The sequence below is a fragment of the Enterobacter cloacae complex sp. SHL020 genome, assembly GCF_049236945.1.
Taxonomy (GTDB): domain Bacteria; phylum Pseudomonadota; class Gammaproteobacteria; order Enterobacterales; family Enterobacteriaceae; genus Enterobacter; species Enterobacter dykesii.
Map to the genome: position 1 here is coordinate 539,046 of NZ_JBMKJF010000002.1, position 14,178 is coordinate 553,223.

At 58.1% G+C, this 14,178-nt stretch carries 10 protein-coding genes; 6 read left to right on the plus strand and 4 right to left on the minus strand.

Annotated features, from left to right (window positions below):
• The first annotated feature begins 99 nt into the window (after positions 1-99).
• From ACOTZB_RS07685 to ACOTZB_RS07700, 4 genes are all read left to right on the plus strand, one after another.
• Positions 100-1,140: an aldo/keto reductase gene (locus ACOTZB_RS07685; RefSeq protein ID WP_193804774.1), complete on the plus strand. Its 1,041-nt coding sequence runs from the start codon at positions 100-102 to the stop codon at positions 1,138-1,140.
• 148 nt (positions 1,141-1,288) lie between these two features.
• A complete protein-coding gene (locus ACOTZB_RS07690; protein ID WP_421626825.1) occupies positions 1,289-2,665 on the plus strand; it encodes a glycoside hydrolase family 1 protein in 1,377 nt (458 codons plus the stop codon).
• Positions 2,666-2,716: 51 nt separating this feature from the next.
• Positions 2,717-4,039, plus strand: a complete 1,323-nt coding sequence (locus ACOTZB_RS07695; RefSeq protein ID WP_193804772.1) for a PTS sugar transporter subunit IIC — start codon at positions 2,717-2,719, stop codon at positions 4,037-4,039.
• Positions 4,040-4,054: 15 nt separating this feature from the next.
• Entirely contained in the window at positions 4,055-4,771 is a 717-nt protein-coding gene (locus ACOTZB_RS07700; RefSeq protein ID WP_193804771.1) for a GntR family transcriptional regulator, read from the plus strand.
• A gap of 42 nt (positions 4,772-4,813) precedes the next feature.
• Here ACOTZB_RS07700 and ldtB read toward each other — a convergent pair whose 3' ends face one another.
• A complete protein-coding gene (gene ldtB, locus ACOTZB_RS07705) occupies positions 4,814-5,734 on the minus strand; it encodes a L,D-transpeptidase (RefSeq protein ID WP_023310896.1) in 921 nt (306 codons plus the stop codon).
• A gap of 222 nt (positions 5,735-5,956) precedes the next feature.
• On the opposite strand from ldtB, the gene ACOTZB_RS07710 reads away from it, so the two are divergent.
• Positions 5,957-7,552 (plus strand): ABC-F family ATPase, encoded by a 1,596-nt coding sequence (locus ACOTZB_RS07710; RefSeq protein WP_047653234.1) that lies wholly within the window; start codon positions 5,957-5,959, stop codon positions 7,550-7,552.
• A 187-nt stretch (positions 7,553-7,739) separates the two neighbouring features.
• Here ACOTZB_RS07710 and ACOTZB_RS07715 read toward each other — a convergent pair whose 3' ends face one another.
• Together ACOTZB_RS07715 and ACOTZB_RS07720 are read right to left on the minus strand one after the other, a co-directional pair.
• Complete coding sequence (locus tag ACOTZB_RS07715) at positions 7,740-10,103, minus strand: TIM-barrel domain-containing protein (protein ID WP_421626826.1); 2,364 nt, start codon at positions 10,101-10,103, stop codon at positions 7,740-7,742.
• A 17-nt stretch (positions 10,104-10,120) separates the two neighbouring features.
• Complete coding sequence (locus ACOTZB_RS07720; RefSeq protein ID WP_014883122.1) at positions 10,121-11,422, minus strand: MFS transporter; 1,302 nt, start codon at positions 11,420-11,422, stop codon at positions 10,121-10,123.
• A 288-nt stretch (positions 11,423-11,710) separates the two neighbouring features.
• Here ACOTZB_RS07720 and ACOTZB_RS07725 point away from each other — a divergent pair, with 288 nt between their 5' ends.
• Entirely contained in the window at positions 11,711-12,784 is a 1,074-nt protein-coding gene (locus ACOTZB_RS07725; protein ID WP_368524878.1) for a LacI family DNA-binding transcriptional regulator, read from the plus strand.
• Here ACOTZB_RS07725 and ACOTZB_RS07730 read toward each other — a convergent pair.
• A complete protein-coding gene (locus ACOTZB_RS07730) occupies positions 12,781-14,037 on the minus strand; it encodes a DUF1479 domain-containing protein (protein ID WP_421626827.1) in 1,257 nt (418 codons plus the stop codon). The two genes, ACOTZB_RS07725 and ACOTZB_RS07730, sit on opposite strands and share 4 nt — an antisense overlap.
• Between the last annotated feature and the right edge of the window lie 141 nt (positions 14,038-14,178).

Here is a 14,178-nt window from a genome sequence, read left to right on the forward strand (position 1 = left end):
CAGAGGATTGGGCAAGAAACGGACAGGAACACCACATTCGCGATGGCTGAGGGGCGGGTATAACTATCGGGTACCCAATCGACATGCGAGGAATAACTTATGCGTTATCAAAAACTGGGCAACACCGGTCTGTTTGTTTCTGAACTGTGCCTCGGCACCATGACCTTCGGCGGCGAGGGCGGCATGTGGGGCAAGATTGGCCAGCTCCAGCAAAGTGAAGCCGAGCAGCTGGTGGGCCGCGCGCTGGATGCCGGGATCAACTTTATCGACACCGCGGACGTTTACTCGGAAGGACGCTCGGAGGAGATCACCGGTCAGGCGCTGAAAAACCTGAAAATCCCTCGCGAGAACGTGGTGGTCGCCACCAAAGTGTTCGGCGAAACGGGAACGGCAGGGGTGAACTCGCGCGGCAGCTCGCGCTATCACATCATCAGCAGCGTGAAGGAGAGCCTGCGCCGCCTGCAGCTCGATCATATCGATCTCTACCAGCTTCACGGCTTCGATCCCGCAACGCCGGTTGAAGAAATGCTTTACGCGCTGGATAACCTGGTGCAGCACGGCCACGTGCGCTACATCGGCGTCTCGAACTGGGCGGCGTGGCAGATTGCCAAAGCGCTCGGTATTTCTGAACGTCTTGGGCTGGCGCGTTTCGCATCATTGCAGGCGTATTACACCATTGCCGGACGCGATCTGGAGCGCGAGCTGGTACCGATGATGCAGAGCGAAGGCGTTGGGCTGATGGTCTGGAGCCCGCTGGCAGGCGGTCTGCTGAGCGGAAAATATGGCCGCGACGGGCAGAGCGAAGCCGGTGGTCGCCGTCTGGAGTTCGACTTCCCGCCGGTGAACAAAGATCGTGCCTTCGACTGCGTGGACGTGATGCGCGCTATCGCCGAAAGCAAAGGCGTCTCCGTCGCACAAATCGCGCTGGCGTGGCTGCTGCACCAGAAAGCGGTGACCAGCGTCATCATTGGCGCGAAACGCGTTGAACAGCTGGACGACAATATCGCCGCGACCGGGATCCGCTTAAGCGAAGACGAACTCAAGCAGCTTGATGCGGTGAGCGCGCTGCCGCGCGAATACCCGGGCTGGATGCTGGAGCGGCAGGGGGAATATCGCCGCAATCAGCTCGCGCAACAATAACCTTCCTCGCCCCGGCAGTGCATCGCTTATCGGGGCTTTTTTTCCCGCATTGCTCACAAAAAACGATCCTCCTCTTTGATCCAAATTTAATCTTCGCCTATATGACTAGTCATGAAATTTTAAATGACTAGTCATATAGGGAGAGACCATGAACAATTCACTGCCAGCCAACTTTTTATGGGGCAACTCGGTGTCCAGCATGCAGACGGAAGGGGCCTGGAACGAGGGTGGGAAAGGCATGTCGGTGTATGACATTCGCGAAGCCGGGGAAAACATCTCCGACTGGAAAGTCGCGACCGACTCCTACCACCGCTATCGGGAAGATTTCGACCTGATGCAGGATCTGGGCATGAACTGCTACCGCTTCCAGATCTCATGGAGCCGCGTCTGCCCGCAGGGCGACGGCGATTTTAACGACGAAGGTATCGCGTTTTACGACCGCTTTATTGACGATCTGATCGCTCGCGGCATCGAGCCGATGGTTTGTCTGTATCACTTTGATATGCCGCTGGCGCTGGCGCAGGAGTACAACGGCTTCAACGACCGCCGCGTGATGGAGGCCTTTATCCGCTACGGCAAAAAGATGATCGACTGCTATGGCGACCGCGTGAAGTACTGGCTGACCTTCAACGAGCAGAACATCTTCCATATGCCGGAAGCCTTCCGCATTTCAGGCTATATGCAAGGCGACAAAACCCTGCGCGAGCTGTACGAGCTGCAGCATCATGCGATGGTGGCGCACATGGCGCTGACCGAGTATCTGCATCAGACCAGACCCGGCCAGCTGATGGGCGGCATGCTGGCGCACCAGCTGATCTATCCGGCCACCTGCAAACCGCGTGATATCTTCTGCGCCCAGCAGTACGACGAGTTCCTCAACCAGAACCTGCTGCGCGTCTTCGCAGGGCAGGGCTACAGCCCGGCGGTGATGGCGGTGGTGGAGCAGGAAGGCTTTGGCGATATCTACCGCGCCGAGGATTTAGCGCTGCTGGCGCGCACCAGAAACGACTATATGGCCTTCAGCTACTACGCCAGCAAAACGCTGGACAGCGATGCGATCCCGGAAGGCACGCCGGTGAACTATTACCTGCTGCACGGCGAGAAAAACAATCCGTACCTGAAGGCCACCGAGTGGAACTGGCAGATCGATCCGCTGGGCTTTCGCACCATCATCACCCGCTACGCCAACGACTGGCGGATGCCGGTCTTCCCGATCGAAAACGGCATCGGGGTGATTGAATCCTGGGACGGCGTCAATCCGATCGAGGACACCTACCGCATCGACTACCACCGGGCGCATATCAATGCCATGAAGGAGGCGATGTTCGAGGACGGGGCAGAGGTGATCGGCTACCTCGGCTGGGGTTTAATCGACATTCTCAGCTCCCAGGGCGACATGCGTAAGCGCTACGGCGTGGTCTATGTCAACCGGGAAAACCACGACCTGAAAGACCTGAAGCGCGTGCCGAAGAAGAGCTACGCGTGGTTAAAACAGGTTATCCATACCAACGGACGCGAGATGTAAGCCGTACGCTGCCGGGCCGTTTTTGTGACTGATTGATGGGAACACTCCGCTATGTCTGAAACAAAAATAACACCGCACATGCAGTCTTTTGTCGATAAATTTGTTGAGTTCTCGGCGCGCCTGGCAAACCAGGTGCACCTGCGCTCCCTGCGCGACGCCTTCGCCACGGTGATGCCCATTTTCATCCTCGCCGGCCTGGCGGTGCTGGTGAACAACGTGGTATTTCCGTGGATTTTTCACGGCGACACGCTCGCGCAGTTTAAGGTGTGGGGCGAGGCGATTATCAACGGCACGCTGAACATTGCCGCGCTGCTGCTGGCCCCGATGGTTGCCTGGTCGCTGGCGCGCAACAAAGATTTCGACAATCCGGTCTCGGCAGTGGTTATCGCCGTCAGCAGCTTCATCATCATGATGCCGATGCGCCTGCAGATTACGCCCGTCGGCAGCGACGCTGCGGTGAACGTCACCCAGGTGCTAACGTTCGCCAATATTGGCTCAACCGGGATTTTTGCCGGGGTGCTGATCGGGCTGATCTCAACAGAAGTGTTTATCGCTATTTCGCGCCTGAAGGCGCTTAACATTTCACTCGGTGAAAACGTGCCTCCGGCGGTGAGCAAATCTTTTACCGCGCTGATCCCGACGATCCTCACGCTCTCCCTGTTTGCGGTGCTGGCGGCAGTGCTGGCAAACGTGCTGCACACGGACCTGATCCATCTCATTACGACCTTTATCCAGCAGCCGCTGCGGCTGATCAACACCAGCCTGCCGGGGACGATTTTTATCTACAGCTTCGGTAACTTCCTGTTCACGCTCGGTATTCATCAATCTGTTGTCAACAGCGTGGTGCTGGAGCCGTTCCTGCTGATCAACACCAACGAGAATATGCTGGCCTTCGCCAACGGTCAGCCCATCCCGCATATCATCAACAACATCTTCGTGCCGACGTTTGGCATGGTGGGCGGCACGGGCAGCACGATCTCGCTGCTGATCGCCATCTTTATCTTCTCCCGTCAAAAGTCGGCGAAGCAGGTGGCGCGTCTGTCGCTGGCGCCCGGTCTGTTCAACATCAACGAGCCGGTGATTTTCGGGCTGCCGATCGTGTTTAACCTGCCGCTGATGATCCCGTTCGTGCTGCTGCCCGCCATCGGCATTTACTTCGCCTGGCTCTGTACCACGCTGGGGTTAATGTCGCGCTGCGTGGTGATGATCCCGTGGACCACGCCGCCCATTCTCAGCGCCTGGCTTGCCACGGCGGGGGACTGGCGGGCGGTGGTGGTGCAGTTGGCAATCATCGTATTTGGTGTATTCTTCTATCTGCCTTTCCTCAAGATTGCCGAGAGAGTGGCGTTGAAAAACAGCGGGATAGAAAACTAACTGAAAGGAAGGACGATGGCGGCGAAGTACATCACCATAGCGCGGGAAATTAAGAAACGCATTATCAGCCAGCAGTACGCCGCCAATGAACCCCTGCCGGACCAGTTTGCGCTGGCGGCGGAGTTCAACTCCAGCCGGATGACTATTCAGCAGGCTATGCGCCAGCTGATCGTCGAAGGTCTGGTCTATACCCGCCAGGGGCAGGGCACGTTCATCCGCAAAAACTTCCTCCAGCTTTCGCAGTGGGATCTCTCCGGCAGCGACTACTTTGGCGCGACCAAAACCTGGGAGCATCTGGGCACGGTGACCAGCCGGGTGGTGCATTTCGAGCTGCGCTTCCCGAACGAAAAAGAGCAGGCGTCGCTGATGATTAATGCCGATGCGCCGATCTATGACTTCATTCGCCTGCGTTTGCTGAACGGTGAACCTATGTCGCTGGATTCCACGGTGATGCCGATGAATCTGGTGCCGGGCCTGACGAAAAACCATCTTGAAGGGTCGGTGTTTCAGTACGTTCAGGAGACCCTGGGGCTGAAAATTATGGGGTCGTATCGGGTGGTGCGGGCGCTTAAGCCCAGCGCGCTGGACAGGGAGCATCTGGTCTGCGAGGAAACCGATCCGGTGCTGGAGGTGGAGCAGGTCATTTATCTGGAAGATGGCACGCCGCTGGAGTATGCCCACTGCCACTATCGGTACGACCACGGCGGGATCGTGATCGTGAATAACGGGTAAAAAAAAGCGGGCAACGAGGCCCGCTTTTTTAATGCTTCGCTATCAGTTCAAACGCACCGGCATACCGGAGCGGTTCTGCACGGCCTGGTCAACAATCGCCGTTTCGACGTCTGGCTGAGAAGTCACCGCCTGTACCGCGCTGTTCAGCGTAACAGGGACGATTTCGTTGTTGTTGATCTGGTCTTCGCTGGTGGATAGCGGGTTGTGCACTTCGATGTAGCGGCTGCCGTCTGGCTCAGAGGTCGCCTTCACCGGTTCGTTGATGAACTGCACGCGCGTACCGACCGGCACGTTTTCGAACAGGAATTTGATGTCGTCGTTACGCAGGCGCACGCAGCCGTGGCTTACGCGCAGGCCGATACCGAAGTTGGCGTTGGTACCGTGGATAGCGTACAGGCGGCCAATGTACAGCGCGTACAGACCCATTGGATTATCCGGGCCTGCCGGTACAACGGCTGGCAGCGGTTCACCAGCGGCGATGTATTCCGCGTGCATTTTGGCGGTCGGCGTCCAGGTTGGGCCAGCTTTCTTACGCTCAACTTTGGTGGTCCAGTTCATTGGGGTGTCTTTACCAAGCTGGCCGATACCGATTGGCAGCACGATAACGGTGTTGGTGCCTTTCGGGTAGTAATACAGACGCATTTCGGCGCTGTTAATCACGATACCTTCATGAACGGTATCCGGCAGGATCAACTGCTGAGGAATATTCAGCACGGTACCCGCTTTAGGCAGATACGGGTCAACGCCCGGGTTCGCTTCCAGCATGTTAGACAGGCCCAGCTGGTACTGCGCAGCGAAATACTCCAGTGGCTGAGAGTTACCTTCTGGTACCGTCACAACCTGGTTCTGGCCTACCAGACGGCTACCGTCTGTTGGCAGGGGATACGTCACCGCAGACGCGGTCTTACAAAAACCTACTACGGCTAACGCCGCCGCTAAAAGCGTTGTTAATTTCATGTTCATGTTGTGCGAGGTATCTAAGCCATTCTGGCGATGAGTTGATAAGTCTGAATCTGTGATGGGAGCGCATTATATGTGCATTCCTGCTCACTGGGAATTCAGATGTGTACGAAATCACATTTTTTTCGATTTTGTTAAAGTTTAGTGGATTGCCGCAACACGGGATCTCAATTCGGAATTGTGGCATAATGCCGTGTTTATCACACTTTTCGCAGGAATCTCCCCGTGTTAGTTACCAGCAACGTCACTATGCAGTTTGGCAGTAAGCCGCTGTTCGAAAACATTTCCGTCAAATTTGGCGGCGGCAACCGTTACGGCCTGATTGGTGCCAACGGTAGCGGAAAATCCACCTTTATGAAGATCCTCGGCGGTGACCTGGAGCCGACGCTCGGCAACGTATCGCTCGACCCTAACGAGCGTATCGGTAAGCTGCGTCAGGATCAGTTCGCCTTCGAAGAGTTCACCGTGCTCGACACCGTGATCATGGGGCATGGGGAACTGTGGGAAGTGAAGCAGGAGCGCGATCGCATCTACGCCCTGGCCGAAATGAGCGAAGAAGACGGCTATAAAGTGGCCGATCTGGAAACGCAGTACGGCGAGATGGACGGCTACTCTGCAGAAGCGCGCGCGGGCGAGCTGCTGCTGGGAGTGGGCATTCCGGTTGAACAACATTACGGTCCGATGAGCGAAGTGGCGCCAGGCTGGAAGCTGCGCGTGCTGCTGGCACAGGCGCTGTTCTCTAACCCGGACATCCTGCTGCTCGACGAACCGACGAACAACCTGGACATCGACACCATCCGCTGGCTGGAGCAGACGCTGAACGATCGCGACAGCACCATGATCATCATTTCGCACGACCGTCACTTCCTGAACATGGTCTGTACGCACATGGCGGATCTGGACTACGGCGAGCTGCGCGTTTACCCGGGCAACTACGACGAGTACATGACGGCGGCCACCCAGGCGCGTGAACGTCTGCTGGCGGATAACGCCAAGAAGAAAGCGCAGATTGCTGACCTGCAGTCCTTCGTCAGCCGCTTTAGCGCCAACGCCTCTAAGTCGCGTCAGGCGACCTCGCGTGCCCGTCAGATCGACAAAATCAAGCTGGACGAAGTCAAAGCCTCCAGCCGTCAGAACCCCTTCATCCGCTTCGAGCAGGACAAAAAGCTGTTCCGTAACGCGCTGGAAGTGGAAGCCCTGGCAAAAGGCTTTGAGAACGGTCCGCTGTTTAAAAAGTTCAACCTGCTGCTGGAAGTGGGCGAGAAGATTGCCATCCTCGGCGCCAACGGCGTGGGTAAATCCACCATGCTGAAAACGCTGGTCGGCGAACTGCAGCCGGACAACGGCACCGTGAAGTGGTCTGAAAACGCGCAGATTGGCTACTACGCGCAGGATCATGAGTACGAGTTCGAAAACGACCTCACCGTCTTCGACTGGATGAGCCAGTGGAAGCAGGAAGGCGACGACGAGCAGGCGGTGCGCAGCATCCTGGGCCGTCTGCTGTTCAGCCAGGACGACATCAAAAAGCCGGCTAAAGTGCTCTCCGGTGGTGAGAAGGGCCGCATGCTGTTCGGCAAGCTGATGATGGAAAAACCAAACATCCTGGTGATGGACGAACCGACTAACCACCTGGACATGGAATCTATCGAATCCCTGAACATGGCGCTGGAGATGTATCAGGGTACCCTGATCTTCGTTTCTCACGACCGTGAGTTCGTCAGCTCGCTGGCGACCCGCGTGATCGAAATTACGCCAGAGCGCGTGGTGGACTTCACCGGTAACTACGAAGATTACCTGCGCAGTAAAGGTATCGACGGCTAATTTCCCGTCGTCTTTCACGCTGCAGATGCGTTGGCTTCACCTGTTCACCCCGGTCACTTACTTATGTAAGCTCCCGGGGATTCACAGGTTTGCCGCCTTCCTGCAGCGCGAAATACTTAGGGAAAGGGGTCGTGCCTTTATTCCCTCTCCCTGTGGGAGAGGGTTAGGGTGAGGGCATCAGGCCGTACTACACCACCCACTCGCCCCCTTCAACCCCATTCACCAGCAGCGTACGTTTTTCCCCCGCAGGTAACGACACTTTCAGTACCTTCCACGCCGGACGATAATCCCCGCGCGCGTTGACCTTCAGGTTGATGGTTTCGCCGTCGCACACCATTTCCCACTCTACCCACAGCGCATTGCCGTTCTGGTAGCCCCAGCTTTCGCCGTCGTCTTCAAACAGCATTCCGGTGGTCGTGCCGACGCCCTTCACCGGGAACAGCTTCAGCTCGCGGGTGCTGTCTTTTTCAGCGGACACGTGGGTAATGCGTTCGCTCAGCGGCAGAGCGGCACCGGCGCGCACCAGCAGCGGCAGTTTTTCCAGCGGCGCGTCGAGGACGATCGACTGGCCGCCAGCAAACCACGCGTGGGTGTAAAAATCATACCAGCCGGTGTCGTTATCCGGCAGCCAGACGCGGCGCTCGCGCTGCCCGGCTTCGACGACGCTGGCCACCAGTAGGTCGCGGCCCAGCAGGAAGTCATCGCACTCCTCAAATGTCTGCGCATCGTGCTCGTGATCGAGGAAGGTCGGGCGCAGCATCGGCTCGTCGTCGGCGTGCGCCTGCCAGAGCAGGGTATAGAGGTACGGCAGCAGGCGGTAGCGCAGCTCAACCGCGCCGCGAATGGCTGGCGTGACGCCCGGGTACATCCACGGCTCGTTCACCGTGTGGTCATCGTTCCACGAGTGAATGGTAAAGCGCGGATGCATCACGCCGTTCTGCACCCAGCGCACGAACAGCTCGGCGTCCGGTTTGTCGCCAGAGAAACCGCCGACGTCGTGACCGACGTTGAACAGGCCGGACAGGCTCATGCCCAGCCCCATGCGGATGTTATAGCGCAGGGTGTCCCAGCTGGTGCGGTTGTCGCCGCTCCAGGTCTGAACGTAGCGCTGCATCCCGGCGCAGCCGGAGCGGGAGATGAGATACGGACGTTTTTCCGGCGCGAAACGCTGCTGCGCTTCCAGCGAGGCGCGCATCATCAGCAGCGGCATCACCGGGCGAATGTGCTTGATGGCGATCTCCTTGCCGAAGCCAAAGCAGCGCGCTTCTCCGTCCCACACTTCATATTCGTTGTTGTCGTTCCAGGTAGAGTCGATGCCCATCTCCAGCAGCTGCGTGGTCACGCCGTTCTGCCACCACTGCACCGTCTGCGGGTTGGTAAAGTCGAGGTGCGAGCCTTCGTCATCCCAGAAGCTGGAACGTTCAGGTGCATCGGTTTCTGAATCGCGAATGAACAGGCCGCTCTCCGCCACTTCGTTATAGCGCGGATGGTCCTGCAGCAGGCACGGCTTGATGTTTGCCGCCAGCTTCAGCCCAGCGTCGTGGAAGGCCTGGCTCATCACCTTCGGCTGCGGCACCTTGTCATAGTTCCAGTTAAAGACGTAGCGCTTGCCGTTGATGGAGGTATAGCCGGAGGAGAGCTGGAACGAGTCGCACGGAATGGCGTGCTCTTCGCACAGGCGGATGAAGTTCATCAGCTGGTTCTGGGCGTCCGGCGCGTCGGTGTAGTGCATGGTCGAGCCGCTGTAGCCCAGGCTCCATTTCGGTCCGAACAGTGTTTTCCCGGTCAGGCGCACGAAGGCTTTGGTGACGTCCAGCACGCGCTTGCCGGTAAAGATGTAGTAATCGATATCGCCCGCTTCCGCCTGCCAGCGGCGATAGGCGGTGTGGTAGTTGTCGATTTCGTTACCCAGATCCAGCCAGCAGCTGCTCAGGTTGTCATAGAACAGGCCGTAGCTGACATCGTCGCGGCGGGCGATAGTGAACGGAATATGCTTGTAGAGCGGGTCGGTGCTGGCCGCGTTGTACCCCATTGCGTCGAGGTTACGCATCTCATAGCGCTTACCGTTGCGCTGCAGATCGCCCGCTTTTTCGCCAAGGCCGTAGAAACGCTCGTCCTTGCGGCGGCTCAGGTAGTGCCCCACGCCGTCGCCGTGGACGTTCAGCAGGTAGGCGCTGGTTGGACGGTCGTTGACCAGCGGCTGCCACTCGCCCGCTTCATTGCGGTAGTGCCACTCCAGCCACAGCGGCTGGTGGACCGTCACGCGCAGCTGTTCGGTTGCTACGGTGAGCGTCTCACCCTGCTGCGTCAGGGTCCAGGCCGGGCAGGAAAAACCGCTGATGTCGTCACGACGGCGGCCTTCCCACGGCACGCCTTGTTCCGGGGCGATGCTCCAGGTGCGGTCCAGCGCCAGCTCGCCTTTACGCTTAATCAGCACGCGGAACAGGTTCTCTTCCAGCACATACAGGCACAGGCGGTGCTGGTTATCGACCAGCAGTTCCAGATGGTTTGCCGACTGCGTATCAAGGGTCCAATTTTTCAGGGTTTTCATATGCAATACATCCACTATCAGGCGCGCTTGGCGCGACGTTCAGCAATAAATGCTACCAGGAAGACAGCGCCAATCAGGTCAAAGAAGCCCATGGCAATAAAGAGCGGGTTAAAGCCGATTTTGTCGGCAGTCACGCCGATTAACAGCGAGAACAGGAAGCTGGCGATCCACGCCGCAGAGCCGCGCATGCCGTTTACGGTCGCCATCTGGCCTTTGTCGAACGACTCAACGACCAGGGCGCTCAGCATGCAGGAGATAATCTGGTGCCCGAAGCCGCCGATGGAGATCAGCACGATGGTGATGTACGGGTCGCGGGTAATGGCCACGATGCCCAGAGAGATCATCAGGAACGCGCCCGTCACGGAGCTGGCAACGACCGAGTTAACGCGCGAGCAGCCGAACAGACGGGTATACAGACGCGTCAGGTAGCCGCTCGCCACGCTGCCGAGGTCGGCGGCGAGGAACGGCAGCCAGGCAAACATCGCAATCTGCTTCAGATCCATGCCGTGCTCTTTGGCGAGGTACAGCGGCACCCAGAAGCTCAGCACCGCCCAGGCCGGTTCCGCCATAAAGGCCGGGATGGCGATACCGTAGAAGCGTTTGTTTTTCGAGACGGTTTTCAGCGCGGTCAGGAAGGGCAGTTTGACCGCAGGCGGTTCGTTATCCTGCTTGATGAACGCCAGTTCGTCCTTGCTCAGGTTCGGGTGCTGCTCCGGGTTGTGGTAGAACGCCCACCACAGGATCACCCACAGCAGCGCCAGCACGCCGGTAAACATAAACGCGCCCTGCCAGCCGAACGAGGCGTGAGCAAAGTAGATGATAGGCGGAGCCAGCATCGCGCCGATGGAGAAGCCCACGCCCGCCCAGCCGGCGGCAACGGGTCGCTCTGATTTCGGGAACCATTCGCCGATGGTTTTGGCGTTCGCAGGGGTAGCGGCGGCCTCAGAGGCACCCATAAAGAAGCGCAGAATAGCGAGGTGCAGCCAGCTTCCGGCGCCCGCGTGGAAAATACACATCAGCGCCCAGATCCCGGCGCAGACCATAAAGCCGATCTTCAGGCCGATGACGTCAATCAGCCAGCCGCACAGGGGCTGGAAAATGGTATAGGCGATCTGGAACGCGCCGACGATCCAGGAGTATTGCTCGGTGGTGATCCCGAGGCTCTCTTTCAGTTCCGGGGCGAGGATCCCGAGTGAGTTTCGGGTGATGTAGTTAACGGTGACGCCAAGTAAGAACAGCACCAGCACGTACCAGCGCAGGTTCTTGATGACGCGACGGGTTTTACTTGTCGCTACGGTGTTATTGATGTCCTGACTCATTTTACTCTCCACAAGACGGACGGTAAGGGGACGGAGGTTCAGGTGTCACACGGATTTTTATGCCTTTGATTTCTATCCGTTTAAAATTCTTAAGTTGGTATACAACTAGTATGGAAGTTGTGTGACAAGTTCACCTTAAGGAAGAAAATGAGTGGGCAAAAGTGGATTTTGTGCAAAATTTCTCATAACTGACGTAAACCCTCTGGCATGATGGTGTTTATGTCAGCTATTGCCTGACCAATACGCTATGAAAATTTTTTCATTTCGCAAATGGAGCCAGATCACAAAATGGACAAAAGGCTAAAAATCACCGAAATCGCCGCCCGTACGCAGCTCTCGATCAGCACCGTGTCGCGGGTGCTGGCGGGAAAAGCGAATACCAGCGAAAAGGCGCGCACGAAGGTACTGGCATGCGCGCGGGAGCTGGGGGTGATGGACGGCATGGCGGCAGGGCGTCTGCTGCTTAACAGCCTGGTGGTTTTTGCCCCGCAGCGGGCGTTTGACGAGCGGTCCGACATCTTTTACTACCGCGTGATCCAGAGCGTGAGTAAAGGCCTTGCGTCCCACGATGTGCGCCTTCGCTACTGCGCGCTGGAGGAGAACGACAGCGACGCCCAGCTGTTTCTGGCACGCATGAACGAAGCTGACACCCAGGCGGCAATCCTTCTTGGCATTGACGATCCCCATATCCACGATCTGGCGGTGGACGTGGGTAAACCCTGCATGCTGATTAACTGCCGTGACCGGCACATGCGTCTGCCTGCCGTCGCGCCGGATCATCGCGCGATTGGCGAACGGGCGGCGGAATATCTGTTCGAGATGGGACACCGTGAGGTAATGAATGTGCTGTGCCTGCGCCGCTACACCATGGAGCTGCGCCTGGCGGGGATCCGCGACGCGTGGCAATCTCACAACCTGAAATTCAACGATAAACGCGATCTGCTGGTGGTGCCCAGCTTCAGCGCGCGCGAAACGGAACAGATGGTCAGCGGCTGGCTCAGCGAAATGCAGGGGAAGGATTTACCTACCGCGTTCCTGGTCGGCGGCGACTTTATGGCGGCGGGCACCATTAGCGCCTTACAAAACCACGGCCTGCGCGTGCCGCAGGACGTGTCGGTGATGAGCATCGACGGATTTAACCTGGCGGCGATTCAGGATGTTCCATTAACGGCGGTGCACGTTCCGCGCGATGAGCTGGGAACCGAAGCGGTATATATGCTCCAGCAGCGGCTCATGCGCCCGGACGCACCGGTGGGGACGTTACTGCTTAACGGCACGCTGGCCGTGCGGGAATCGGTACGGCGGATACGTCAGGGGAAACGACGCACCGCCGTGGAGCGGGAAGGGCTGTACGACAGTTAAACCATGCCCAGCGCGCGCTTGCCGTGGATGTTCAGGTCGGCCAAGGTAAAGCGGTCCTGCCAGGTCTTTTCATAATCCTCACGCGGGAAGTCTCCCGGCGACGCGCCGGTTTCCAGCGCTTCCTTGACCTTTTTGGCGTAGGCGAGGTTCTTCTCGCACATCGGCGCGGCAGGGATGTACATCACGTTGCCCCAGCCCTGCTGATTTTCCACCGGCGCGACGGAGTGGATCACATCGCAGTGCCACCACACGGAATCGCCCGCGTCGAGTGCCGGAATGCTGGTCAGCGCCTCGATCAGCAGCGGGTGCCACTTCTCGGAAACCGGCAGCACGCGCCCCGGCGCTACGCCGCACAGCTCGTCTTCCGGCACGTCGTCCAGCAGCGGCCGCAGCAGAATGTAGGCCATCGCCTCCGGGATGGGCACTACGTGCAGTAAGCCCTGTCCTGGGATCATATCCGACAGCGCCGTCCAGCCCTGGAAGGTGCGGAACACCGAGCATTTGGTGGTGTTATCGACGGTGTACTCTTCCACTTCGGTACGGTGCGCGGCGTTCCACGGATCGTATTTCTCGACGTTACCGTCAAACACGCGTGCGAAGACCTGCTGGTAAGCCGGCAGCAGCCAGCGCTCCAGCGCGCCGGAGTCGGTATGCGCCCCAAGCCCTTTCGAGGTCGTTCCAGGCGGACGGCGGCGGATACGATCCGGGTAAATCACGCTCACGTCCGGGTCGAACCACTGTTTGCCGTTGCTCTCGAACGTCCATAAACGGTTCAGGAACGACTGCACCTGCGCCATCTCTTCGCTCTGGCGCGCCTGCATCTGCGCCTGCGACCAGTAAATCGGGTAAATCTCCGGACGAGAGGCCGTCAGGGTGCCGAAGAAGTTATCGCCCGGGCCTTTGTAGACCTCGTCAAACCTGTTCAGATCGAGGTAGTCGAGCATCGACTGATCCCACGCCAGCGCCTGCTCGCGCGGGAAATGACCTTTAATCACCGCGCAGCCGCGGCGTTTAACGGCCTCGCGCTGTGCGTCGGTAATCGTGCCGTTTTTCACATCCGCAAACGGAATCACCGGCCAGACGGATTCGCCTTTGTTCTTAAGCGCGTTGATTTCCGCCACGCGGGTGGCAATTTTGTCGCTGAGCTTATTAAACACCGCCTGCACGTCGCCGATCTGCGCGCGCAGCTCACGTTTTAACTGACGGATTGCCGCTTTGTGATCCGCTGGCAAAGTTTCACTGGTAAAGGTCATAACTGCCTCGCATCTTTCATTCGAAAGTAAAAATGTCTACAAGTGATACTTTAAGTTAAAAATAAGTTAATGCAAGTTTAAAAACTTGACGCAAGCCACAGGACGGAAAAAGAGCGACAGGCCGGAGCGACGCTCCGGCGA

Excerpts from the sequence above, each read along its gene's own strand:
- ACOTZB_RS07685 (WP_193804774.1), top strand. The coding sequence starts at position 100 with ATGCGTTATCAAAAACTGGGCAACACCGGTCTGTTTGTTTCTGAACTG.
- ACOTZB_RS07690 (WP_421626825.1), top strand. The coding sequence starts at position 1,289 with ATGAACAATTCACTGCCAGCCAACTTTTTATGGGGCAACTCGGTGTCC.
- ACOTZB_RS07695 (WP_193804772.1), top strand. The coding sequence starts at position 2,717 with ATGTCTGAAACAAAAATAACACCGCACATGCAGTCTTTTGTCGATAAA.
- ACOTZB_RS07700 (WP_193804771.1), top strand. The coding sequence starts at position 4,055 with ATGGCGGCGAAGTACATCACCATAGCGCGGGAAATTAAGAAACGCATT.
- ldtB (WP_023310896.1), bottom strand. The coding sequence starts at position 5,734 with ATGAACATGAAATTAACAACGCTTTTAGCGGCGGCGTTAGCCGTAGTA.
- ACOTZB_RS07715 (WP_421626826.1), bottom strand. The coding sequence starts at position 10,103 with ATGAAAACCCTGAAAAATTGGACCCTTGATACGCAGTCGGCAAACCAT.
- ACOTZB_RS07720 (WP_014883122.1), bottom strand. The coding sequence starts at position 11,422 with ATGAGTCAGGACATCAATAACACCGTAGCGACAAGTAAAACCCGTCGC.
- ACOTZB_RS07725 (WP_368524878.1), top strand. The coding sequence starts at position 11,711 with ATGGACAAAAGGCTAAAAATCACCGAAATCGCCGCCCGTACGCAGCTC.
- ACOTZB_RS07730 (WP_421626827.1), bottom strand. The coding sequence starts at position 14,037 with ATGACCTTTACCAGTGAAACTTTGCCAGCGGATCACAAAGCGGCAATC.